Source organism: Enterococcus sp. DIV1067f, assembly GCF_050543505.1.
GTDB lineage: Bacteria > Bacillota > Bacilli > Lactobacillales > Enterococcaceae > Enterococcus_D > Enterococcus_D entomosocium.
Genome location: NZ_CP172940.1, coordinates 435756 through 459956 on the forward strand (window position 1 = coordinate 435756; position 24201 = coordinate 459956).

General features: G+C 46.0%; 19 protein-coding genes and 1 other annotated feature. Of the genes, 15 read left to right on the plus strand and 4 right to left on the minus strand.

Annotated elements, in window-relative coordinates:
* Positions 1–67 precede the first annotated feature (67 nt).
* From mmsA to IGJ42_RS02090, 4 genes are all read left to right on the plus strand, one after another.
* On the plus strand, positions 68–1597 hold the full coding sequence (mmsA, locus tag IGJ42_RS02075) for a multiple monosaccharide ABC transporter ATP-binding protein (RefSeq protein ID WP_430615876.1): 1530 nt from the start codon (positions 68–70) through the stop codon (positions 1595–1597).
* A 1-nt stretch (position 1598) separates the two neighbouring features.
* Positions 1599–2795 carry a multiple monosaccharide ABC transporter permease gene (mmsB, locus tag IGJ42_RS02080; protein WP_005227258.1) on the plus strand — a complete coding sequence of 399 codons (1197 nt, stop codon included), beginning with the start codon at positions 1599–1601 and terminating at the stop codon, positions 2793–2795.
* A gap of 12 nt (positions 2796–2807) precedes the next feature.
* A complete protein-coding gene (locus IGJ42_RS02085; RefSeq protein WP_008376144.1) occupies positions 2808–3143 on the plus strand; it encodes a PTS sugar transporter subunit IIB in 336 nt (111 codons plus the stop codon).
* A gap of 220 nt (positions 3144–3363) precedes the next feature.
* Entirely contained in the window at positions 3364–4884 is a 1521-nt protein-coding gene (locus IGJ42_RS02090; protein ID WP_430615878.1) for an alpha-L-fucosidase, read from the plus strand.
* A gap of 129 nt (positions 4885–5013) precedes the next feature.
* Here IGJ42_RS02090 and IGJ42_RS02095 read toward each other — a convergent pair whose 3' ends face one another.
* The 3 genes from IGJ42_RS02095 to IGJ42_RS02105 all read right to left on the minus strand — a co-directional run bounded on the left by IGJ42_RS02095 (position 5014) and on the right by IGJ42_RS02105 (position 8086).
* On the minus strand, positions 5014–6123 hold the full coding sequence (locus IGJ42_RS02095) for an ABC transporter ATP-binding protein (protein WP_008376142.1): 1110 nt from the start codon (positions 6121–6123) through the stop codon (positions 5014–5016).
* Between the two features lie 107 nt (positions 6124–6230).
* Complete coding sequence (locus tag IGJ42_RS02100; protein ID WP_430615879.1) at positions 6231–6935, minus strand: helix-turn-helix domain-containing protein; 705 nt, start codon at positions 6933–6935, stop codon at positions 6231–6233.
* Positions 6936–7264: 329 nt separating this feature from the next.
* Positions 7265–8086 (minus strand): SHOCT domain-containing protein, encoded by an 822-nt coding sequence (locus IGJ42_RS02105; protein WP_430615880.1) that lies wholly within the window; start codon positions 8084–8086, stop codon positions 7265–7267.
* 182 nt (positions 8087–8268) lie between these two features.
* On the opposite strand from IGJ42_RS02105, the gene IGJ42_RS02110 reads away from it, so the two are divergent.
* From IGJ42_RS02110 to IGJ42_RS02130, 5 genes are all read left to right on the plus strand, one after another.
* Positions 8269–9375 (plus strand): GntR family transcriptional regulator, encoded by a 1107-nt coding sequence (locus IGJ42_RS02110; RefSeq protein WP_429947004.1) that lies wholly within the window; start codon positions 8269–8271, stop codon positions 9373–9375.
* Between the two features lie 4 nt (positions 9376–9379).
* Positions 9380–10975 carry a xylulokinase gene (locus IGJ42_RS02115; protein WP_429947005.1) on the plus strand — a complete coding sequence of 532 codons (1596 nt, stop codon included), beginning with the start codon at positions 9380–9382 and terminating at the stop codon, positions 10973–10975.
* A 19-nt stretch (positions 10976–10994) separates the two neighbouring features.
* Positions 10995–11690 (plus strand): L-ribulose-5-phosphate 4-epimerase, encoded by a 696-nt coding sequence (locus tag IGJ42_RS02120; protein ID WP_008376133.1) that lies wholly within the window; start codon positions 10995–10997, stop codon positions 11688–11690.
* 19 nt (positions 11691–11709) lie between these two features.
* Complete coding sequence (gene araA, locus IGJ42_RS02125) at positions 11710–13134, plus strand: L-arabinose isomerase (protein ID WP_034878099.1); 1425 nt, start codon at positions 11710–11712, stop codon at positions 13132–13134.
* Positions 13135–13330: 196 nt separating this feature from the next.
* On the plus strand, positions 13331–15697 hold the full coding sequence (locus tag IGJ42_RS02130; protein ID WP_429947006.1) for a phosphoketolase family protein: 2367 nt from the start codon (positions 13331–13333) through the stop codon (positions 15695–15697).
* Positions 15698–15825: 128 nt separating this feature from the next.
* On the opposite strand, the gene IGJ42_RS02135 is transcribed toward IGJ42_RS02130, so the two are convergent.
* Positions 15826–16746: a LysR family transcriptional regulator gene (locus IGJ42_RS02135; protein ID WP_005227268.1), complete on the minus strand. Its 921-nt coding sequence runs from the start codon at positions 16744–16746 to the stop codon at positions 15826–15828.
* 126 nt (positions 16747–16872) lie between these two features.
* On the opposite strand from IGJ42_RS02135, the gene IGJ42_RS02140 reads away from it, so the two are divergent.
* From IGJ42_RS02140 to IGJ42_RS02165, 6 genes are all read left to right on the plus strand, one after another.
* Entirely contained in the window at positions 16873–18027 is a 1155-nt protein-coding gene (locus IGJ42_RS02140) for a cobalamin-independent methionine synthase II family protein (RefSeq protein ID WP_016619666.1), read from the plus strand.
* Between the two features lie 126 nt (positions 18028–18153).
* Positions 18154–18388: a binding site (T-box leader), on the plus strand.
* Positions 18389–18696: 308 nt separating this feature from the next.
* Positions 18697–19341 (plus strand): amino acid ABC transporter permease, encoded by a 645-nt coding sequence (locus IGJ42_RS02145; protein ID WP_005232226.1) that lies wholly within the window; start codon positions 18697–18699, stop codon positions 19339–19341.
* Positions 19342–19353: 12 nt separating this feature from the next.
* Complete coding sequence (locus IGJ42_RS02150) at positions 19354–19986, plus strand: amino acid ABC transporter ATP-binding protein (protein WP_429947008.1); 633 nt, start codon at positions 19354–19356, stop codon at positions 19984–19986.
* Between the two features lie 13 nt (positions 19987–19999).
* On the plus strand, positions 20000–20803 hold the full coding sequence (locus IGJ42_RS02155; RefSeq protein WP_005227273.1) for an amino acid ABC transporter substrate-binding protein: 804 nt from the start codon (positions 20000–20002) through the stop codon (positions 20801–20803).
* 163 nt (positions 20804–20966) lie between these two features.
* Positions 20967–23405, plus strand: a complete 2439-nt coding sequence (locus tag IGJ42_RS02160) for a DNA translocase FtsK (RefSeq protein WP_429947009.1) — start codon at positions 20967–20969, stop codon at positions 23403–23405.
* A gap of 43 nt (positions 23406–23448) precedes the next feature.
* Entirely contained in the window at positions 23449–24150 is a 702-nt protein-coding gene (locus tag IGJ42_RS02165; RefSeq protein WP_005232219.1) for a GntR family transcriptional regulator, read from the plus strand.
* Positions 24151–24201 lie beyond the last annotated feature (51 nt).

Consider the following 24201-nt stretch of genomic DNA (forward strand, 5'->3'; position numbering starts at 1 on the left):
GTTCTTTCCGCTTTTCTTACAAAGGGAGCGCATCACTTTTACATAAAAAGGAAAAGGGTGAAAGAACATGGCAGATAATATTTTGATGATGAAAGGCATCGTCAAAGAGTTTTCAGGGGTTCGCGCCCTTGATAACGTCAACCTCTCGATCGAGCGAGGAGAGATCCACGCACTGTGTGGAGAAAATGGCGCTGGCAAGTCCACGCTGATGAATGTCTTAAGCGGACTCTATCCTTACGGCAGCTATGATGGAGAGATCTATTATGAAGGGGAGTTATGCAAGTTCAAAGATTTGCGGGACAGTGAGGACAAAGGAATTGTTATTATTCATCAAGAGTTAGCCTTAAGTCCTTACCTGTCGATCAAAGAAAATATCTTTCTAGGAAATGAACAAGCCAAACACGGCATTATTGATTGGGATCTGACCGAAAAGAAAACAGATAACCTCTTAAAGATCGTTGGCTTGAAATTAGACCCGAATACGCTGGTTTCACAAATCGGTGTCGGGCATCAACAGCTGGTGGAAATTGCCAAAGCATTTTCAAAATCCGTCCGATTGTTGATTTTAGATGAACCAACCGCGGCGTTGAATGAAGAAGAAAGTGCCAATCTGTTAGAGCTGATCAAAGAGTTTCGCAACCAAGGGATCACCTCGATCATTATCTCCCACAAGCTGAATGAAATCGTCAATGTGGCGGATCGCATCACGATTTTACGAGACGGGCAAACGATCGAGACGCTGAGCGGGGCCGAAATCTCTGAAGAGCGTATCATTCGCGGTATGGTTGGGCGAGATTTGACCAATCGTTACCCAGAGCGGAAACCCGCTATTGGTGAACCGTTTTTTGAAGTCAAAAATTGGACGGTCCATCATCCAATCGACCATACCCGTGTGGTGAATGAAAATTTGAACTTGATGATCCGCAAAGGAGAGATCATCGGCATCGCCGGTTTGATGGGTGCGGGACGGACAGAGTTTGCCATGAGTGTCTTCGGTCATTCCTATGGCAGTTCGATTTCGGGGGAAGTCTATAAAGACGGCCAACCGATTTCTGTCAAAAACGTGCCAACCGCCATCAAAAATGGGTTAGCCTATGTGTCGGAAGACAGAAAAGCGTTGGGCTTGAATCTGCTGATGGATATTCGCGAGAACACCACCATCGCTAGTCTTGCCAAAATCAGCCGCCAAGGGGTCATCGATAAAGAAAAAGAAGTCACGATGGCAGAAGAATTTCGCAAAAAAAAGCGGACGAAAACCAATTCAATCTATCAAAACGTTGGCAGTTTGAGTGGTGGGAATCAGCAAAAAGTCGTTTTGGCAAAGTGGCTGATGACCACACCAGATATCTTATTTTTAGATGAACCGACCCGCGGGATCGATGTCGGGGCGAAGTACGAAATCTATACGATCATCGAAGAGATGGCAGCAGCTGGCAAAGCCATCTGTATCATCTCCTCGGAGTTACCAGAACTATTAGGCATGTGCGACCGGATCTACACGATGAACGAAGGCCGCTTCACGGGCGAAGTGTTACGGGAAGAGGCAGACCAAGAACGATTGATGAATCTAATGACACTAGAAGAGAGTGGGGTTTGAGATGGAAACAACCAATAAATTAAAAAAAGAACGCAGCCATTCGCTGAAAGAAAAGGCACTGGAAATCTTTAGCAAATACAGTATGATCATTATCTTAGCAGTATTATTGGTGGCCTTTCAGCTCATGACCGACGGAATTTTCTGGCGGCCGCTGAATATCACCAACCTCGTGTTGCAAAACAGTCATATTCTCGTTTTAGCAGCCGGTATGCTTTTGGTCGTCTTGTTAGGACATGTCGATCTATCCGTAGGCTCCGTGATGGCGTTTGTCGGTGCGATTGCAGGCGTCTTGATGGTCAATAACGGCATCAGTCCTTGGTTGGCAGTGCCTCTTTGCTTACTGATGGGCGCAGTGATCGGTGCCTGGCAAGGCTTCTGGGTCGCGTATGTCGGTATCCCAGCATTTATCGTGACCTTGTCTGGTTTACTAATGTTTCGAGGATTGACCCAAGTCGTCTTAGGCGGTCAATCATTGGCACCGTTTCCCAAGGCATTCCAACAAATTTCCACCGGCTATTTGCCAGATATTGCAGGCGGTCAGATCCATTTACTTTCCATGATTTTAGGTGTAGTGATCACGGGCATCCTGATTTTAGGCCAATGGCGGACCCGTGAGCGCCGCAAAAAAAATCTTTTTGAAGTGGAATCAATGGCAGCCTTTGCCTTTAAAGCCGTCTTTACTGCGGTTGTTTTTCTCGGTGCTACCTACATCTTTGCCTCTTATCAAGGGTATCCGATCATTTTGATCGTCTTAGGGGTGATCGTGGCTGCCTATGGATTTTTGACTAACAAAACCGTCGCTGGTCGGCAAATCTATGCAACCGGCGGCAACAAAAAAGCAGCCGAACTTTCGGGAATCAAGACGAAGAAAATCACCTTCTGGGTCTTCGTGAACATGGGGATGATGGCAGCTTTGGCGGGCTTGGTTTTAGCGGCTCGGTTGAATGCAGCCACACCGCAAGCGGGAACGTCAATGGAATTAGATGCAATGGCCGCAGTGTATTTCGGCGGTGCTTCTACCTCAGGCGGTATTGGTACTGTGATGGGGGCGATCGTTGGTGGTCTCGTGATGGGTGTCTTAAACAATGGGATGTCGATCTTAGGGGTCGGTGTCGATTGGCAGCAAGCCATCAAAGGGTTGATTTTGCTGCTGGCTGTCGTGCTGGATATCTACAATAAGAAAAAGAAAATTTCGTAGGAGGGCCTGTTTATGGAGGACCAAGCACAAAAGACGATTTTATTGATTTGTACCGCCGGCATCACTACGGGTCTCTTAGTGAAAAACATGCAGCGGGCCGCAGATGAAAAAGGGCTAGCTGTGCATATCTATTCGGCACCAGCCATCATTGCTGAACAGATCCTGCAGCAGCAAACAGTCGATGCTTTGTTGATCGGTCCGCAGTCGAAGTACGAAGTCAATCGATTAAAAGACTTTCTCATGGTCAAAGCGGTGCCATATAAATTAATCAAAGAAACAGATTACGAGCTGTTAGATGGCGAAGCTGTCCTTACAGACAGCCTGACCCTTTTACAAAACGATCGCTAGGCTCGCGTAAAAAGATGTGTCTTTTAGCGTTTGAATATGTTGTTTAGAGTAGTGCCTTGCGAATCCCCCAAGCAAGCACTACTCTTTTTATCGTAAAGTAGTTTGATCACCTGATAGGGAAGAACCGTCGATTGAATGCTGCTTCGGTCAGTTCTTGAGCTTTGTTTGCCAGTGAGTGGACAGATGACGGAAGTACAGTAAAGGCGGCGGATCTTTTCCAATGAGGAAACAGTCAAGAATCGATCTTGTATCTGTTTCTTTAAAGCAGCAAACAACTCATAGAATGGAGGAACAGATTATCGAACCAGCTGAACTTACCCAGATTCGCCCCAGTAAACGACAACTGCAGTGGCAGCAGCTGGAATTTTATGGCTTTATCCACTTTGGTCTCAATACGATGACCAATCGTGAATGGGGGCTCGGCAATGAGTCGCCAACGGTATTTGACCCGCAAAAGCTAGACTGTCATCAATGGGTTTCTGCAATGAAGCAAAGCGGTATGCAGGGAATCATTTTGACCTGTAAACACCATGACGGCTTTTGCTTATGGCCAAGCCAGCACACTGCTTACACAGTCGCTTCAACGCCCTGGCGCAATGGTCAAGGTGATTTAGTGAAAGAACTTTCTGATGCTTGCCGTCAAGCAGACCTGAAATTCGGCATTTATTTATCGCCTTGGGATCAGCATGAAGCTTGTTATGGAATGGGGCAAGCCTATGATGATTTTTATACGGCGCAGTTGACAGAACTTTTAACCAATTATGGTGATATATTCGAAATATGGTTAGATGGGGCCAATGGTGAAGGACCCAATGGAAAACGCCAAAACTATGATTGGGAACGGTATTATCAAGTGATTCGAGAGCTGCAACCCAATGCAGTGATTGCGGTTTGCGGACCGGATGTCCGTTGGGTAGGAAACGAAGCGGGGCAAACCAGACTTCAAGAATGGAGTGTGGTGCCAGCAGCATTAAAGGATGCTGAAAAAACAGCGAGTCATTCGCAAAAAGCCGATAGCACAGCGTTTCGGCAATCGATTTCCAGTATGGAAATGGATTTAGGAAGCCAACAAGCGCTGAAAAAGTACGGCATTAAAGAAGCTGCCGAATTGGCTTGGTACCCTGCTGAGGTCAACTTATCGATTCGCCCCGGCTGGTTTTATCATCCATCAGAAGACCAACAAGTAAAAAGCGGCGCTGAGCTCTGGTCTTTTTACAAGCAGATCGTTGGGGGCAATAGTTCTTTTCTACTTAATGTGCCGCCGATGCCGGATGGTATGATCCATCCAACGGATCAAAAGGCATTGCAGCAATTAGGTCACTCGATTAAACAATTGAAAGAGGTGACGACTGAAAGGAACGGCACGTTTGCGAGTTATTCAACCAGTGTGTCCAGCAGAATGGATAAGCTCCAACTATCTCAAGCGTTTGGCCAGTATTGGAAACCGGACTTGGAAGACAAACGGCCATGGCTGACCCTACATTTTGCAGAACCGGTCGTCATCAATTCACTTGTATTGAAGGAAGCGATTCAATATTGGCAACGGGTAGAAAAAGCAAAAATTTTTCTGCAAACTGTAGCAGGACCACAGTTACTGACCGAAATAGTGACGATCGGCTATCAAAAAATCATCAGCTTTGAAGCGGTCGGCGTGTCTGCTGTCAAAATCGTTTTTACTCAAGTTCGGCAAACACCGATCATTCAAACCATGGCCGCGCGCTATGTGCCTCAGGAAGAATAAAGTAACCCAAAAACAGACAGTCGGCTGACTGTCTGTTTTTGAGGGATACAAATAAGGAATAAAAGTGGATATTAGTTAAATGCGACTGCCTAGGGGGCAAATCCGAGAACAGTGCATGGTAACTACAAATTAAGGAAGTGTGATGACATTTTCTGAATCTTTGTCGAAGAAATGCGCTTTGTTGATGTTGAAAGCTAAATCAACTGTTTCACCTGGACGGTGGAAGTCGCGGGCATCAACTTTCGAGATAAATTCAGTCGCACCTACACGTGTATAAAGCATTGTTTCTGCACCTAATAGTTCAGATACGACCACTTCAGCACGTACAGTTGCTTCAGGAGAAGCTTCCAATGCGATTTGTTCACTGTGGATATCTTCTGGACGAATACCAAAGACTAATTGTTTGCCTTCGTAGCCTTTTTCAACAAGAATCTTATTCTTGCCTTCAGGAATACGTAAATTCAAACTTTGACCATCAGAGATCATACCGTTATTCAACGTAACATTGAAGAAGTTCATTGCTGGTGAACCGATAAAGCCGGCAACGAAAATGTTTTTCGGTGTATTGTAGACTTCTTTTGGTGAACCGATTTGTTGAATGAAACCATCTTTCATGATAACGATCCGGTCAGCCATGGTCATCGCTTCTGTTTGGTCATGGGTTACATAGATCGTCGTTGTTTCTAAACGTTGGTGTAATTTTGCGATTTCCGCACGCATGGCAACCCGCAATTTCGCATCTAAGTTTGACAATGGCTCATCCATCAAGAAGACTTTGGCATCACGAACGATGGCACGGCCTAAGGCAACCCGTTGACGCTGACCACCTGAAAGGGCAGCAGGTTTACGATCTAAGTATTCTGTCAAACCTAAGATCTCAGCGGCATTTTCTACGCGTTTTTTGATTTCTTCTTTGTCGTATTTACGCAATTTCAAACCAAATGCCATGTTGTTGAAAACAGTCATATGGGGATACAATGCGTAGTTCTGGAAAACCATCGCGATGTCGCGGTCTTTTGGTGCTACATCGTTCATTACTTTTCCACCGATGCTCAATTCGCCTTCAGAAATATCTTCTAAACCAGCGATCATTCGAAGGGTTGTTGATTTTCCGCAACCAGAAGGTCCAACGAAAACAATAAATTCGCGATCCGCGATATCTAAATTAAAATCAGTTACCGAATACGCATCATTATTGTCATATTTTTTGTGGATATTTTTTAAGGCCATTTCTACCATTGGGATTACCTCTTTCCATTTAGTTTACATGAATAGCATAAATGAAAACGCTTCGAATGCGCAACGGAAACCTGCACAAGAAAAAAACGTTTTCTTGTGCAGGTTGTTTAATTGCTCTGATGGGTGAATTGGTCGATCAGTAAATAGCAAAGCAGCAGATCATCCATATTTTTTAAATTTAAGCGCGTCAGTGTTTGAAACTTATCGATCTTATATAGGAGAGAATTCCGATGCATGAACAGTTCTTTGGCTGTGGAGCTTGCATTGCCTTGATTGCGCCACAGGGATTGAATGATCGTTTCGGTCTCTTCTTCAAACCAATCTAGATATAAGGTACGAAACAAGGAAATATACTCGGAAAAGCCATTGCGAAAAAGAGAAAAGACCACTTTGGGCAGATCCATACTTTTACTGGTAGTTTTCGTTTTTAACTCATTTTTAAACAGGGTAGATTCACTCGTCCATAAGGTAGTGAAGTCGTGGCGTGGGTGATGGAAGGGGCCAACGAACAGCTGGGAATAGCAGTCGAAATCCATATCCAAAGCCACGAATAAGCCGTCGAGATCTTCGATGGGTAAATTAGTGTCGTCTTGTTTTTCTACGATCACCGCATGGTCTTCGGTGAGGAAAAAAAGATCCACCACGCTAGGGAGCATTTGCTGGATCTCTGCGAGCCATTCGGATTGCAAGGAGTCAATGGTTCGGGTGAAATGAACTTGCAGCATTCGGACCCACGTTTGGTCTTGAACGGGCTGATGTTCAAATAAAATCGGATACCATGGATGGTTTCGGTTATCGATTTCTGGTTGCAAAGAGCCGTTTCCCAGTTGGATCAGCAGTTTTTCACTGTCACTTAATTGGTCAGTTGGCAGCCAAATATATTTTTTGCCGAAAGCGATGGATTCGATGTCCTTCGTTGTGGATACTTTGTCATGCAGCGTTGCCTGGGGGAAACGCGCTTTGATGTCATTAAAAGAAAAAATGAGAAAGACCTCCTTTGAGATACTCTACGTATTCTTCATTTAGTATAGCATGTTCTAAAAAAAACGTTCAAAATTTTCCCAGAAAAAAGCACAGCCCTTCACCGAAATCTCTGCCTTTGCATGGCAGGAGGATTGCTTTTTTCCCGAAGCGATGGCTTCTATAATCCTAACAGTTGTTTTTTCTTTAAGGCAAATTCTTCTTCAGTCAAAATTCCTTCATCGACCAACATTTTCAGTTCGCGAAGATCAGCAATGACCTGTTCCGTCGGGGTTACAGTTGGTCGCGGGGGCAGTATTGCATGCTCACGGGGGAAGTTAGTGAGATAGCGCTGTATGATCCGAGCAATCAGCAGGTCTTTTTCGGCAAAGCAAAGGGAGTGGTTTGGTTCCGTCCTTCTGCGAGAATGGGTTTCTCTGATTGCCCCGCCGCCAATATACAGTTCCAAGAAGCCATTGCCTTTCCAAAGACCAGATTCGGCAACTTCTTTCAGACTGACACTGGTGATCTGGGGAATCTGCAAAACCTGCTTTTCTTTCTTTTTGTAGTCGATGATCGTGAGGGTATCTTCTGCGATGATCCAAGCATCACGATAATGATAAGACAGTAATTTGATTTTACCAGCCTCTTCATCCACGTAACTTTTGGCTGATTGTCCGCCAAGTGCTGCCAAATGATCCGTTAAAAATTCATAGGCTTTTTGGGCATCGATTCGATTGGTGAAATAAAGCAGATGAGAATTACCTGGTACCTGCAGTCGGAGGTAGTCCACTAAGAGACCTTTGCCTATATGTAATTCCACATCGGCAATTTTTGCCATGGGAATCTTTTCATCCGGGATTTTTGGATGGGTGTTGTTTATCCAGACGCCTTTTTTCGTAATGAACCAACGACAGCTGGCATCATGTCTGCGATTCTCTCGATATTTTTTTGAATACAGAATAATGGGTTCCTCGTAGGTTTCATTAGGTGTTCTCGTCAAAATACTTACCTCCTTAAACGTAATAAGTAATATTTTATTCAATTATACAACAAATAGCGTTTTTATTCGTTTTATTCTGATGAAAATAAGGGTATTTTGTCGTTTTCCTTCTTTTCGTTATGGTTTTTTAGAAAAAAATCCCTAGCAGCAATTGACAAGGAAGCGGTTTCTTGGTATCTTAGATGTACGGACAACTTTTGAAAGATGGGATGAAAATGGCGAATAAGTACGAACAACTAGCGGATATCTTAAGAGAAAAGATCCGCTTAGGCACCTATCAAGAAGGCGATGCGATCCCTTCAGAAGCAACCTTACAGGAAGAATTTCATTATAGCCGCCACACGGTGCGCCAAGCGATCGCTGTTTTGGTCAATGAAGGTTATTTAAGAAAAGAACGGGGCTCAGGTACCTACGTTTCAAAACCTGAGACTGTCAATCGTAAAAACCGCAAAACGATTGGGATCATCATGACCTATTTGTCTGATTATATTTTCCCATCGATCATGCGTGGCGTGGAGCAGACATTGCGGGAGCAAGGCTACTCACTGCTTTTAGGCTCAACCAACAATGACCATGAGCAAGAAAGAGCGTGCTTGCAGCAAATGATGGATCAAGGGGTAGACGGGTTGATCGTTGAACCAACTAAGAGCAGCCAGTACAACCCGAATCTTGCCTATTATGTCGCACTCCAAGAAGCTGGGATTCCTCTCGTCATGATCAATGCCTATTACGAAGAACTAGACTTGCCGCATATTTGTGTCAACGATACACGTTCTGTTTTTTTAGCAACCAATTATCTATTAGAACAACAGCATCAGCAGTTGATGATGATCACGAAAATCGATGACTTACAAGGGAAATATCGGATGAAAGGGTTTGTCAAAGCGTTGACCCAAGCCAAGCGGACGTTTGCAGCAGAAGACGTCTTGACGTATACGACGGAGACGAAAGAAGCCGTTATTGAACAAGCGATCCAGCGCTTGACGGCTGCCGATAATCAAGTCACAGGCATCGTTTGTTACAACGATGAGATCGCGCATCGTTTGATTCAAGCATTGACGGCTGCTGGGAAGAACGTTCCTACTGATTTTTCGATCGTAGGAAACGATGACTCGCCCCTTAGCACCTTGTCCACACCGACGATCACCACACTGACTCACCCGAAAGAAGCGATGGGGGAATTGGCAGCACAATGGATCACTACAGGTAAGGCAACAGAAGCACAACACTTTTATTTTGAACCAGAGCTGATCGTTCGCGGTTCAGTCAATAACCAAAAAGGAGAGTAAGAAGATGACGCAACAAGTAAGGCAAGCAATTATTGACGGGCGCACGTCTCTTGGGATCGAGCTAGGCTCGACACGGATCAAAGCTGTCTTGATCGATGAGCGGTTTCAGACGATCGCTTCTGGCAGCTTTGAATGGGAAAATCAATTGGAGCAAGGGATTTGGACCTACTCGCTAGAAGCGATTTGGCAAGGACTGCAAGCCAGCTACCAAGAGTTGGCGCACAATATCCAGCAGCAATTCGAGGTACCTTTGACGACGATCGGCAGTATCGGTTTTTCTGCAATGATGCACGGCTATATGGCCTTTGATCAGCAAGGCACGCTGTTGGTCCCTTTTCGGACATGGCGCAATGCGATCACGGAAGAAGCAGAAAAAACTTTGACGGCATTGTTCCAATACAACATCCCGCAGCGTTGGAGTATCGCGCACTTGTATCAAGCGATTTTGAATCAAGAAGCTCACGTACCAGAGGTCGCTTTTTTCACTACCTTAGCCGGCTATGTCCATTGGCAGCTGACAGGAGAAAAAGTTATCGGAATCGGTGATGCATCTGGGATGTTCCCAATCGATAGTACGACAAAAAACTATGATGCGAATATGCTGCAGCAATTTGATGCGCAAATCAGCATTCAGGGGTATCCTTGGCAGATCAAAGACCTTTTGCCACAAGTGTTGACAGCAGGCGAACCAGCCGGCACATTGACGGCAGAAGGCGCAAAAAAACTCGACCCAACCGGTACCTTGCAAGCCGGCATCCCGTTATGTCCGCCAGAAGGCGATGCGGGCACTGGCATGGTTGCCACGAATAGTGTGGCACAGCGAAGCGGGAATGTTTCAGCCGGGACGTCGGCTTTTGCCATGATCGTTTTAGAAGAACCCTTAACGCAAGTGTATCCAGAGATCGATTTGGTCACGACGCCTTCTGGTGATTTGGTGGGGATGGTCCATACGAATAACTGTACCTCGGAGATCAATGCCTGGGTCAAACTTTTCCGCGAATTTGCCGACGCAGCTGGAATGAAACTCTCCACGGAAGAATTGTTTGCGACCTTGTTCAACGAAGCATTGAAAGGGGATTCAGACTGTGGTGGGATGCTCTCTTATGGCTATTATTCTGGTGAAAATATCACCAAGATCCCTGAAGGACGACCGCTTTTCGTCCGATCGCCAGAGAGTTCTTTTACTTTAGCAAATTTCATGCGCTTACATCTGTTTAGTGCCTTTGGTGCGATGAAGATCGGGATGAAGATTCTGGAAGCCGAAGACGTTGCCCTCGATCGAATCGTTGGTCACGGTGGGATCTTCAAGACGCCAGAAGTTGCCCAGCGTGTCTTGGCAGCTGTCATGGAAGCGCCAGTTACGGTCCTGGAAACGGCTGGTGAAGGCGGCGCCTGGGGGATCGCCCTTTTAGCAGCATACCTACGCCGCCACAAGCCAGAACAATCCTTGGCCGCATTTTTAGCAGATCAAGTGTTTAAAAATGATCACGGCGTGACGTTAGTCCCAACGGAAGCGGACATTCAGGGATTCACCGTCTTTACCCAACGTTACCAAGCAGGGTTGCCGATCGAGCAAGCGGCAATCGATGCGTTGATTTAAAAAGAAAGAAGGGAATTTTGTGTTAGAAGGATTAAAAGAAGAAGTCTTTCAAGCCAATTTGGCATTGCCGAAGCAAGGATTGATCAAATACACCTGGGGCAATGTGTCAGCTGTGGATCGCCAACAGCAGTTGTTTGTCATCAAACCTAGCGGTGTTGACTATGAAACCATGCAAGCCAGTGATATGGTGGTTTGTGATTTTGAGGGCAACGTAGTGGAAGGAGCAAAAAATCCTTCCTCCGATACGCCGACGCATGCCGTTTTATACAAAGCATTTCCAGAAATTGGTGGGATCGTCCATACCCATTCTACTTGGGCGACGAGCTGGGCTCAGGCAGGACTCGATCTGCCAGCGATGGGCACGACCCATGCCGATACGTTTTATGGAGCAGTCCCCTGTGCCCGCTTTTTGACGCAAGCCGAGATCGATGAAGGCTATGAAGCACAAACAGGACAGGTGATCGTCGAAACCTTTAAGGAACGCGGCATCACGCCAGAAGAAATTCCTGGTGTCTTGCTTCACGGTCATGGACCGTTTACCTGGGGCAAAACGGCGGATGCGGCGGTGATGAACGCAGTGGTCTTAGAAGAAGTCGCTAAGATGAATTTTATCACGCGCCAGCTCAACAGTTACGCACCCGAATTGCCGCAGCGGGTCTTAGACAAACATTATTTACGCAAACATGGAGAAAATGCCTATTACGGGCAAAAATAACGAAAAAGGAGCAAGTAGAATGTTAGAAATCGGGAAAAAAGAATTTTGGTTCGTCGTAGGATCACAGCACTTATATGGAGAAGAAGCATTACAAGAAGTACGGGACCATGCAGAAGAAATGGTCAAAAGCTTAAATGACAGCTCAAAGCTGCCTTATCCAGTCGTTTTACAAGAACTCGCTGTTACTGCCGATACGATTACGAAAATCATGAAAGAAGTCAACTATCGGGATGAAGTCGCTGGGGTGATCACCTGGATGCACACCTTCTCACCAGCAAAAATGTGGATTCGCGGCACGAAATTATTACAAAAACCATTGCTGCACCTTGCCACTCAATACAATGAACAAATTCCATGGGAAACCATCGATATGGACTTTATGAACTTGAACCAAGCGGCTCATGGTGACCGAGAATACGGATTTATCAATGCCCGTTTGAAAAAGCAAAACAAAATCGTTGTCGGTTATTGGAAAAATGAAGCCATCCAAAAAGAAATTGCTGCTTGGATGGACGTGGCAGTCGGCTACAATGAAAGCTTCCAAATTAAAGTCGCTCGTTTTGGCGACAACATGCGTAACGTTGGGGTGACGGAAGGCGACAAAGTCGAAGCACAGATCCAATTTGGTTGGACCGTTGATTATTTTGGGATCGGCGATTTGGTACAAGTTGTCGATGCGGTGACTGACGAAGAAATCGATGCACTCTTTGAAGAATACAGCCAGCTGTATGATTTCGATTATGGCGATTACGACAAAGAAGAGTGGGCACGTCATGTCAAAGCACAAGCCAAACAAGAAATCGGTCTGCGCCGCTTCCTTGAGGCAGGCGGCTATACGGCATTCACCACGAACTTTGAAGACTTGTATGGTATGCAGCAGTTGCCTGGTTTAGCTGTACAACGCTTGATGGCAGAAGGCTATGGGTTTGCCGGTGAAGGGGACTGGAAAACAGCCGCTATTGACCGCTTGATGAAAATCATGGCTCACAATAAAGCGACTGGCTTTATGGAAGACTACACCTATGAGCTGACACCAGGAAAAGAAGCCATCTTGCAATCCCACATGATGGAAGTCGATCCGGTATTAGCAGCCAGCAAACCAAAAATCGTGGTTTCGCCATTGTCGATGGGGGATCGTGAAGACCCAGCCCGGCTCGTCTTTGACGGCCAAGGCGGCGAAGGTGTCGTGGTTTCGATGGCCGACTTTGGCACTCACTACAAATTATTGATCAATGAAGTCGATGCCTTTGAGCCAACTGAAGAAGCACCAAAACTACCGGTTGCACGAGTAATGTGGACGCCAAAACCAAACTTCCACGATGGCGTCAAACAGTGGATCGAAACAGGCGGTGGCCATCACACCGTTGTCTCACTTGTCTTAAATTCTGATCAGATCGAAACATGGGCGAAACTTGTAGGATTAGAATACGTAACGATCAAATAAGTACACAATCACAAAAGGAACCGTTGGCTATGCCGGCGGTTTCTTTGCGTTTTTCTTAAGCTTTCTTGCCTTCTGGCTGTAAAGTGCGGGCAAGCAAACCCTTGAAAGCACCAGCAATCAGCAAAATTGACTTTTAAATATAGGGGGCATAGACTTTTATGTAAGAGTGGAACAATGGACTAAAAGGAGGAGCACAATGAAGACAACCTACGATACACCAGAGTATTATCAGAAAATGAACGCTTGGTGGCGAGCAGCCAACTACCTTTCCGTTGGTCAGATCTATTTGAAAGACAATCCCTTATTGCGCCGCCCCATCGAAGAAAAAGACTTGAAAGTGAATCCAATTGGTCACTGGGGAACGATCGCCGGACAAAATTTTATTTACACCCATCTCAATCGCGTCATCAATAAGTACGACTTAAACATGTTTTATATCGAAGGACCGGGCCATGGCGGACAAGTCATGGTTGCGAATGCTTATTTAGACGGCAGCTACAGCGAGATCTATCCAAAAGCCACCCAAGACGAAGCAGGGATGAAACATTTATTCAAAACTTTCTCTTTCCCAGGTGGGATCGCTTCTCATGCGGCACCTGAAACGCCAGGTTCGATCCATGAAGGCGGCGAGCTAGGCTATTCCATCGCCCACGCTACCGGAGCTATTTTAGACAATCCCGATGTCATTGCAGCAGTAGTGGTCGGTGATGGTGAAGCCGAAACCGGACCGTTAGCGGGCAGCTGGTTTTCAAATACCTTTATCAACCCAGTCAATGATGGCGCAATTTTGCCTATCTTGCATTTGAATGGCGCCAAAATTGCCAATCCAACGATTTTGGCTCGTAAAAGCGACCAAGATCTCACGAAATATTTTGAAGGCATGGGTTGGACCCCTTATTTCGTAGAAGGGGACGATCCAGAAGCGGTTCATCCGCAATTGGCACAGAAGATGGATCAAGCCATCGAACAGATCCACGCGATCCAAGCAGAAGCCCGCAAAGGTTCTGCGGAAGAAGCCGCTATGCCTCATTGGCCTGTTTTAATCGTTCGCACACCAAAAGGGTGGACTGGACCGAAAGTCTGGGATGGCGAGCCGATTGAAGGGGGCTTCCGTGCCCACCAAGTGCCGATCCCTGTCAATGCGAAACATATGGAACACGTGGATGCTTTGACGGATTGGCTGCAGTCTTATCGTCCAGAAGAGCTTTTTGACGAAAACGGCCGCATCAACGCTGAGATTCAAGAATTGGCGCCAAAAGGGGAGCAACGGATGGCTGTCAACCCAATCACCAACGGGGGGATCGATCCGCAACCGCTACGCTTGCCAGATTGGCAAGCACATGCCATTGCGATTGAGACACCAGGGGAAACGACTGCCCAAGATATGATGGTCTTTGGGAAATTTGCCCGTGACATCATCAAAGAAAATCCTGACAACTTCCGCATTTTTGGCCCAGATGAAGCCAAATCCAATCGGTTGAACCATGTGTTCGAAGTCACGGACCGCCAATGGTTGGAGCCAAAACATCCTGATTATGATGAGTGGCTGTCTTCAGTGGGCCGTGTGATTGATTCACAATTATCAGAACATCAAGCAGAAGGCTTCTTGGAAGGCTATGTGCTGACGGGGCGTCATGGCTTCTTTGCCAGCTACGAGTCGTTCCTAAGAGTCGTTGATTCTATGATCACGCAGCACTTCAAATGGTTACGAAAAGCCCATGATCTGGACTGGCGCAACCCGTACCCCTCATTGAATTTGATCGCTTCATCAACGGTCTTCCAACAAGACCATAATGGGTACACCCACCAAGATCCAGGGATCATGACCCATATTGCAGAGAAAAAAGCCGACTTTGTGCGGGTCTACTTGCCAGCCGATGCCAATAGCTTGATGGCTGTCATGGCTGAAACACTCGCTTCTGAAGAAAAGATCAATCTAGTGGTCTCTTCGAAACACCCACGTCCGCAGTTTTATTCGGCGGATGAAGCGAAAGTGCTTGTCAAAGATGGCTTGAAAATCATCGACTGGGCATCGACGGATGAAGGACAAGAACCGGACATTGTGATCGCAGCTGCCGGGACGGAACCGAATTTGGAAGCATTAGCTGCTGTTTCCTTGCTGATTGAAGCCTTCCCAGAGTTGAAAGTCCGCTTCATCAATGTGGTCGATCTATTGAAATTGCGTCGTCCAGAAGTCGATCCTCGTGGGTTGAGCGATGAAGCATTCGAAGCCTACTTTACGAAAGACAAACCGATCGTGTTTGCTTTCCACGGGTATGAAGGACTGATTCGCGACATCTTCTTTGGCCGTCGCAACCAACAGCTTCATATTCATGGGTACCGAGAAAATGGCGACATCACGACACCGTTTGATATGCGGATCCTTTCTGAATTGGATCGCTTCCACTTAGCCAAAGACGCCGCCGAATGGGTCTATGGAGAAAAAGCAACGGACTTTGCCAAAAAAATGGCAGACACCGTTGCGTATCACCATGACTTTATTCGAGAAAACGGCTATGATATCGCCGAAGTCGAAGAGTGGGAATGGAAACCATTGCGTTGATTTTTTCTCCACTACATCAGCGAAAGATAATTTAAGAACAGAAGAAGAACAAACAGTACAAAACGATCCGCAACAGGGTCGGGACGCCTTACCAAGGAAGCCCGACCGACTGTCTGCGGATCGTTTTTTTAAAAGACGTCGAAACCGTAATTTTTGATATGCTGTTTCAACAAGGCGAGATAGTCCAAAGCCATCTCACTCAGTTCCATTTTCTTGTGTTTGAGGTAACCTAGTGTCATCGCATCATCGACTTCCAAAGGAATCGCAACGATTTTTTCATCATTCAGCTCACTGCTGATGATCCCAGAGCTGATGGTATAGCCGTTGAGACCCACCATCAAATTGAAAATCGTGGCACGATCGCTGATGCGAATGTGTTTTTTGCGTTGTAAAGTGCTTAAGATCTCTTCAGAAAAGTAGAAGGAATTGGTTTCCCCTTGTTCGTACGACAAATAGGTATAAGGTTCCAAATCAGCTAATGTGATGCTTTTTTTCTGAGTCAGTGGATTTTCTCGGCCGATGAAGACGTGGGGTTTGGCTTCAAATAAAGGAATGAATTGCAGGTCTTTTTCGTGGATCAAACGGGTGAGGACCGTCGTGTTGAAATCATTCAGATAAATGACCCCCAATTCGCTCTTAAACGTCTGGATATCATCCAATACATTTTGTGTCTGGGTCTCCCGCAAGGTGAATTGAAATTCATCTTCCCCTAACTGTTTGACCAGTTCCACGAAGGCGTGGACGACGAAGGCATAGTGTTGTGCGGAAACACTGAAAACATGCTTGCGATGGCTGTCTTTGCGAAAGCGTTCGTCCAAGAGATTGACTTGGTCTAAAACATTTCGAGCATAGTTGAGAAAGGAACGGCCATCATCGGTCAAGGTCACCCCTAATTTACTGCGGTAAAACAGCTGCAGATCATACTCTTTTTCCAACTCTTTCATGGCTTGGGAGAGGGATGGCTGACTGATGAAAAGCTGTTTGGCGGCTTCATTGAAAGAGCCGGTCTCTACGATTTTTTCCAAATATTCAAGCTGCTGGATACGCATGGGAAGCAACCTCCTTTTTGTGTTATAGGTATTGCCTATGGAATATATAAGTTTATAAGTATTATCTATAGTATAAGATGTTTGCTAGAATAAATCTAACAATTTTGAAAACTTTGTATAGGAGGAATGGATATGGCAACAGACAAATTTCAGCTTGTGGGGTCATTGTTACGACCACAAGATTTATTGGACTACAAAAATCAAATCGAGCATCGGGAGGACATCCGCTACCCGTTTTATGATGCGTTTCCTGGCTACCAAGAAACGGAAGCAAAAGCGATCGCTGACATCATTGCAGCGCAAAAAGAACACGGCATTACAGTCATCACAGATGGCGAACATGGTCGCTCGATGTGGCATCTGGATTTTCTCTGGGGATTAAAAGGCGTTGAGCGCTATATCTCCGATCATGGATATGCCTTTGAAGATTTGGACGGTGGACATTTTGAGACGCGTAAAGACATCGGCATCCGAATCACAGAACCATTATCTGGCAAAAACCATCATTACTTGACATTGTTTAAAGAAACCAAACGCCAAGCTGGCGACCTGCCAGTCAAAATCACCGTCTGGGGGGCTGCCCACGCGTTTACCGAGCTGACTGTCTTTAACGACCTCGTTGATGAAGGTCAGGTGTATCCAACGAAAGAAGCCTTGCGGGAAGGGCTGCTTAACGCCTACAAGGAATTCTTGCAGGAATACCGAGAAGCCGGTGGTGAGATCGTTCAGTTCGATGATTGTTTATGGGAACTATTTGCTGAAGACAATGACAAGAGCTTCTTCACCCAAGGCAATGACGGCTTAGAAGCGTTAGCCGATGAATTCGTGGCGATCAACAACGAAGTCGCTGATTACGCCCACGAATTAGGATTAAAAGTCTGGACCCACAATTGTCGCGGCAATTACCAAAGCCGCGCGGCAGCCAGTGGTACCTACAAAGCGATCGCCGAAAAATTCTTACGTGATCAGCATTATGACCGCTTTTTCCTAGAGTGGGATGATGACCGTGCCGGTGATATCTCGGCTTTAGAAGCGCTGAAAGATCGTTCAGAAGTGGAAGTTGTCTTAGGCTTATTATCCAGCAAAACCGCCACATTAGACGATGAAGAGCGAGTGATCGCCTTATTAGACAAAGCTAGTCAAATCATTCCTAAGGATCGGCTTTATCTTTCTCATCAATGCGGCTTTGCCTCTTGTGACTGCGGCAATGAGCTTTCGACTGAGCAGCAATGGGCAAAAATCAAGCAAGGGCAAGCCTTAGCTGAAGCATACTTCGGTTAAGCAGTTGCGTGTTCTTTACCCTGAATCTTCCCCTCGAAATCGGTGCATTCCACAAAGTTTCGAAAATTTCAGAAAAAATGTTTGACATTTTCTTTAAGAGCGAGTAAAGTAAGACACAACTTAATGAAACAGACATCGAAAAGAAGAGTAGCAAGGCTTGCTGTTTGAAGAGAGTCTCTGGTTGGTGCAAAGAGATAACGCATGGTTGTGAAACACATCTTGGAGTCGTTTTTCCGAAAGAAAAGTAGGAGAGACCGGGTTTGCCCGTTACAGCAGCAGTCATTGATTGATGACTTTCTGAGTTCAGTTGCTGTGAAGCACTGATAAACAAAGGTGGAACCGCGTTGATAACGTCCTTTAGCTGTAATGGCTAGGGGACGTTTTTTTTTCTCTTTTTTTGCGGCTCACCGAAAACCGAAAGTGGAAGGATCACAAAGACTGCACGAGGCCTTTTCCTGTGAAGGAAAGGCAAATTGAGGTGGAACCACGTATCTAGCGTCCTCTGGCAAATGCCAGTGTGCGCTTTTTTTGTTTTTCTTTTTTAGAAAAATGAAACTTGCCAGTTGCCCTCACCAGCCAACGCACAGCGCCACATAAGCGTCGGAGTAAGCCGTCGCTAAGCTGTTTTTCTGCCAAGCGAAATTGAAACCTATCAAGGAGGAAGTCACCATGTTTGAGTATTTAGTCAATGTTATGCCCCAACTAATTTCAGGAACCGGAATCACCGTTAAATTGTTCGCACTGACCTTAATCGGGTCCATTCCCTTAGGCATCTTGTTTGCCTTTGTTTTAGCCAGTCGCCTGCGTATTTTGAAATTGATCGTGCAAGTCTACGTTTGGTTGATGCGAGGAACGCCTTTATTGCTGCAGTTGATCTTTGTTTTCTACGGTCTGCCGATTTTAGGGATCGTCTTTGATCGCTTTGAAGCAGCCTTGATCGCCTTTATCATCAATTACGCTGCTTATTTTGCTGAGATTTTCCGTGGGGGGATCCAATCGATTCCAGCCGGACAATACGAAGCTGCGAAAGTCTTGCGTTTATCCCCAATCCAAACGATCCAAAAAATCATCATCCCACAAGTTGTCAAGATCACCCTGCCATCTGTCGGCAATGAAGTCATCAATCTTGTCAAAGACACATCCCTCGTCTACATCTTGGGCTTGTCAGACGTGATGCGAATCGGAAAAATCGCCATGGAGCGAGACAGTACCTTGCTTCCGTTAGTTGGGGTCGGCTTGATTTACTTGGTGATGACGGGCGTCTTCACGTTATTGTTAAAACAAATCGAGACCAAACTGGACTATTACCGTTAGGAGGAACCACATATGTTAGAACTAAAACAAGTATCAAAATCATTTGGCGCCAAAAAAGTCATCGATCAGCTAGACCTGACGATCGAAGACGGCAGTATCTTAGCGGTGGTCGGTCCTTCCGGTGGCGGGAAAACCACCTTGCTTCGGACACTGGCTGGGTTAGAAACGATCGATTCTGGAAGCTTTTTACTGGATGGCAAAGCCTTTGATCCCACCGACACAAAAGAACAAGAACAAGTCGTCGGTGTCGTCTTCCAAGACTTCCAATTGTTTCCCCACTTGTCGGTTTATGAAAACATCACTTTGGCACCAAAAATGGTGCTAAAACAAGACAAAGCCGCGTATACAGCAAAAGCCGAACAGTTGGCAGAAAAACTAGGGTTAAGTGACCTATTAGCCCAATATCCCTTCCAATTGTCTGGGGGGCAGCGGCAACGGGTGGCTATCGCACGAGCGATGGCGATGAATCCCAAAGTGTTGGCCTATGACGAGCCTACCAGCGCCTTAGATCCAGGCTTGAGACAGCAAGTCGAACAGCTGATCTTGGATCTGAAAAAAGAAGGAGTGACCCAGATCGTGGTGACCCATGATTTGGTTTTTGCCGAAAATATCGGCGATCAATTATTAAAAGTAGCAGGAGAATAAGGGGGAGAACAAAATGAAAAAATTACTATTAACGGGAATCGCAGCAGCAAGTGTATTTTTATTAGGGGCGTGCGGCAGCAGCAATGACACCACAACCAGTGCCGCTGACAAAGAAGAAGTGATCGTCGGCCTAGACGATACCTTCGTACCGATGGGCTTTAAAGACGACCAAGGCAACATCGTTGGGTTTGATGTGGATTTAGCCACAGCGATTTTGGATCTAACAGGAACCAAAGTCAAATTTCAACCAATCGATTGGTCCATGAAAGAAACCGAACTAAGCAATGGCACCATCGATATGATCTGGAACGGGTATACCAAAACCGCAGCTCGTGAAGAAAAAGTATTGTTTACAGATACTTATATGGAAAACAAACAAGTCTTGGTCACAGCAAAAGCCAGCGGCATTACTAGCTTCGATGATATGGAGGGCAAAGTCTTAGGTGCCCAAGAAGGTTCTTCTGGTTATGAGACCTTCAATAACCAACCGGAAGTTTTGAAGGATCTTGTAGACGGCAATGACGCAACCTTGTATGCCAGTTTTAATGAAGCCTTTATCGATCTAGAAAACGGTCGGATCGACGGTCTTTTGATCGACCGCGTCTACGCAGAATATTATTTGACTCAAACAGGCAAAACCGATGACTTCAACGAAATCGAAAGCCCTTTTGAAGCAGAAGATTTTGCTGTAGGTGTGCGTAAAGACGATCAAGCCATGGCAGATAAAATCAATGATGGTTTGAAAGAATTGCAAGACAATGGTACCTTTGCTGAAATCTCTGAAAAGTGGTTTGGCGAAGACGTCACACCAAACTAAAACAAGTCAACAAGAGGCACTGGCTGCTTAGCAGCTGGTGTTTTTTTCATCATTTAAGAAATTTTCGCGTAAATTCTAGCACCTAACCAAAATTTCTCACAGGAAAACTTTTGTTCGCCTTCTTTTTTCGTTATAATAGGGAAAGATGAAAAGAGGGATAGAAATGGCGCAAAAAAAACGCGCAAAGAAACGCAAAACAAAAAAACAACAAAAACAGCAAGAGAAATTAATGCTGGTCGGCGTCGGCCTGCTCTTTGTCTTGTTTTCGATATTTGGCTTTTTCCATTTAGGTTTTTTAGGAACCTTGATTGCCAACGGGTTTCGGATCGTTGGCGGAAACACGTACCAATTTTTGAGTGTTGCCCTAGCTGCTTATGGTGTCTGGTTAGCGATCAAAACGACCGATGCTCGGTTTAAGAGCATTCGGCGAGTGATCGGCTGTGTATTGGTGTATTTTGGTTTACTGATCATCCTCCATGCGCAAATCTTTAGTAATGTGGTGGGAGAACAAGCCAATATCTTCCAAACGACGTGGATGACGCTGTTAGGCGATATCCGGCGCAGCCAAGTGACCCAAAATGTCGGGGGCGGAATGATTGGCGCCATGCTTTATGGGGCGACCTATTTTCTTGTTTCCCAGATCGGCAGCTACATCATCGCTGTTTTACTCATGCTGATCGGGGCGTTCTTGTTCAGCCAAATGAGCAGCCACGAGTTAGTGGAGCACCTGCAAGTAGCTGGTGACAAGCTGCAGCGGTTGTTAGAAGGCTCTCCAGAAAAGCAAGCCGAACGAGAAGCCCGCAAAGCGGAACGAGCATCAGAGAAACAAGCGGCGAAAGAAGCCAAAAAAGAAGCCGAGCGAGCAGCAGTCATGGCGGAGATCAAAGAAAAGAATCAAGTCCGACCAATGACAGAAGACGAAAAATCAGCAAAAGAACAGCAGATGCAAGCGCCAGCTGATTTTGAACCAGAGCAGCTGAGCTTTGTACCCATCGACCACTTCCAAGAATTGCCGCAAGCGGCGGCACCAGAGGCCGCTCAAGCACCGCATCCAGCAGGAAACAAACCGGGACCAAGCAAAAAGGTCAACGAAGACGGGGAGATCCTCGATGACGATGGTGAAGTATTGGAATTTGAGATTTCGGAAGAAGCTGAAAATCGTGATTATGAATTGCCTTCAGCGCAATTACTCGATTCGATCCCTTCAACGGATCAAAGCAGCGAGTACAAAAAGATCGAACAAAATATTGGTGTGTTAGAAACCACCTTCCAAAGCTTCGGTGTTGACGCAAAAGTCGTCAAAGCTAGCTTAGGACCAGCAGTAACCAAATTCGAAGTTCAACCAGCAGTAGGGGTCAAAGTCAGCAAAATCGTCGGGTTGACCGATGATATCGCCTTAGCCTTGGCCGCCAAAGATGTGCGGATGGAAGCGCCGATCCCAGGGAAATCATTGATTGGGATCGAAGTTCCAAACAGCGCAGTCAGCATGGTTTCATTCCGAGAAGTGATCGAAGCCCAACCAGATCATCCAGATAAACTATTAGAAGTACCTTTAGGACGCGATATTTCTGGCCGTGTCCAAACGGCAGACTTAACGAAAATGCCCCATCTCTTGATTGCCGGATCGACCGGGAGCGGGAAGTCCGTAGCCATCAACGGCATCATCACCAGTATTTTGATGCGGGCAAAACCCCATGAAGTCAAACTGATGATGATCGACCCGAAAATGGTTGAATTAAATGTTTACAATGGGATTCCCCATCTCTTGACACCCGTTGTGACCAATCCTCGCAAAGCGGCGCAAGCGTTGCAAAAAGTGGTCAAGGAAATGGAAGAACGCTACGAAAAATTTGCGGCAACTGGGGTCCGAAATATTACTGGCTACAACGATTTAGTAATCAATAAGAATTTAGAAGATGGCGAAAATCGTCCGATCTTGCCATTCATTGTGGTGATCGTTGATGAGTTAGCTGACTTGATGATGGTTGCTAGCAACGAAGTCGAAGATGCCATCATTCGTTTGGCACAAATGGCGCGGGCAGCTGGTATCCATATGATCTTAGCAACGCAACGACCAAGTGTGGATGTCATTACAGGGATCATCAAAGCCAATGTTCCATCACGGATGGCGTTTGCTGTTTCCAGCGGTGTCGATTCTCGGACCATCATTGATGGGAACGGGGCCGAAAAACTGCTGGGCCGCGGCGACATGCTGTATCTGCCGATGGGTGAGAACAAACCGATTCGGGTCCAAGGGGCCTTTATTTCCGACCAAGAAGTCGAACGAGTGGTTGAATTCGTGACAGATCAGCAAGAAGCCAATTATGAAGAAAAAATGATGGTCACTGAGGAAGAAACGAGTGCCGGCAGCAGCGGACAACCGCAAGATGAGCTGTTCGAAGACGCCAAAGCCCTTGTGGTGGAAATGCAGACCGCCAGCGTTTCTCTCTTGCAGCGACGTTTTCGCATCGGCTATAACCGAGCGGCTCGGTTAGTGGATGAATTAGAAGATCAAGGCGTCGTTGGCCCTTCTGAAGGCAGCAAGCCACGGAAAGTCTTGATCGAGCCGCAACCAGAAGACATTCCTACCTTTGATGAATAAGGAGAACACCAGACCAATCCAATGAGAGAAAGGCGAGATAGCAATGAAACGCAAACACATTCTTTACCGTGATGTTGCCGATAAGCTCAAAGAAGACATCATGTCGGGTCGCTACCCGATTGGTTCATTTTTACCGACGGAAACAGAATTGGAAGCTACCTTCAATGTCAGCAAGATCACTGTCCGCAAAGCCATCGAATTGTTAGCGGCAGATGAGTATGTGGAAAAACGCAGCGGACGTGGGACGACGGTTTTAAGCAATCGCCCCTACAACAAGCTGTCAAAAGGCACGACGTTTAGCCAATTGCTTGAAAAGACCGGCAAGGAATACACAAAGAAAAACCTCAGCTATGAATTAGTCGAACTTGCGCCTGAACACCCTGCGTATTCTTTGATGGGCAAAGAAGTCATGCGTTTACGTCGCATGTACTATTTTGACCACCAACCTTTTATTTACTATGAGTACCATTTGCCAAAGCAACTAAAGGGAACCTCCATCGAGGTCTTTGAAGAAAAATCATTGTATCGCCTGTTGGATGAACATCGAATGATCATCGATCGCTTTCAAGATGCGTTTGTGGCAACGACGTTGACTGAAGAGCAACAGAAGTTTATGATCACGCCGGAGGTCGCTGCCTTGAAACGAACCCGTTATTCGTATGATCTACAAGGAGAAGTGGTAGAATATACAGAAGGGATCTATAACACTGCCTTGCATCCGTATATGATCGAATTTGAAGCCTAGTCATTGATTAGGCTTTTTTAGCAAAAAGTGGTATCAAAATCAGAAGTGGAG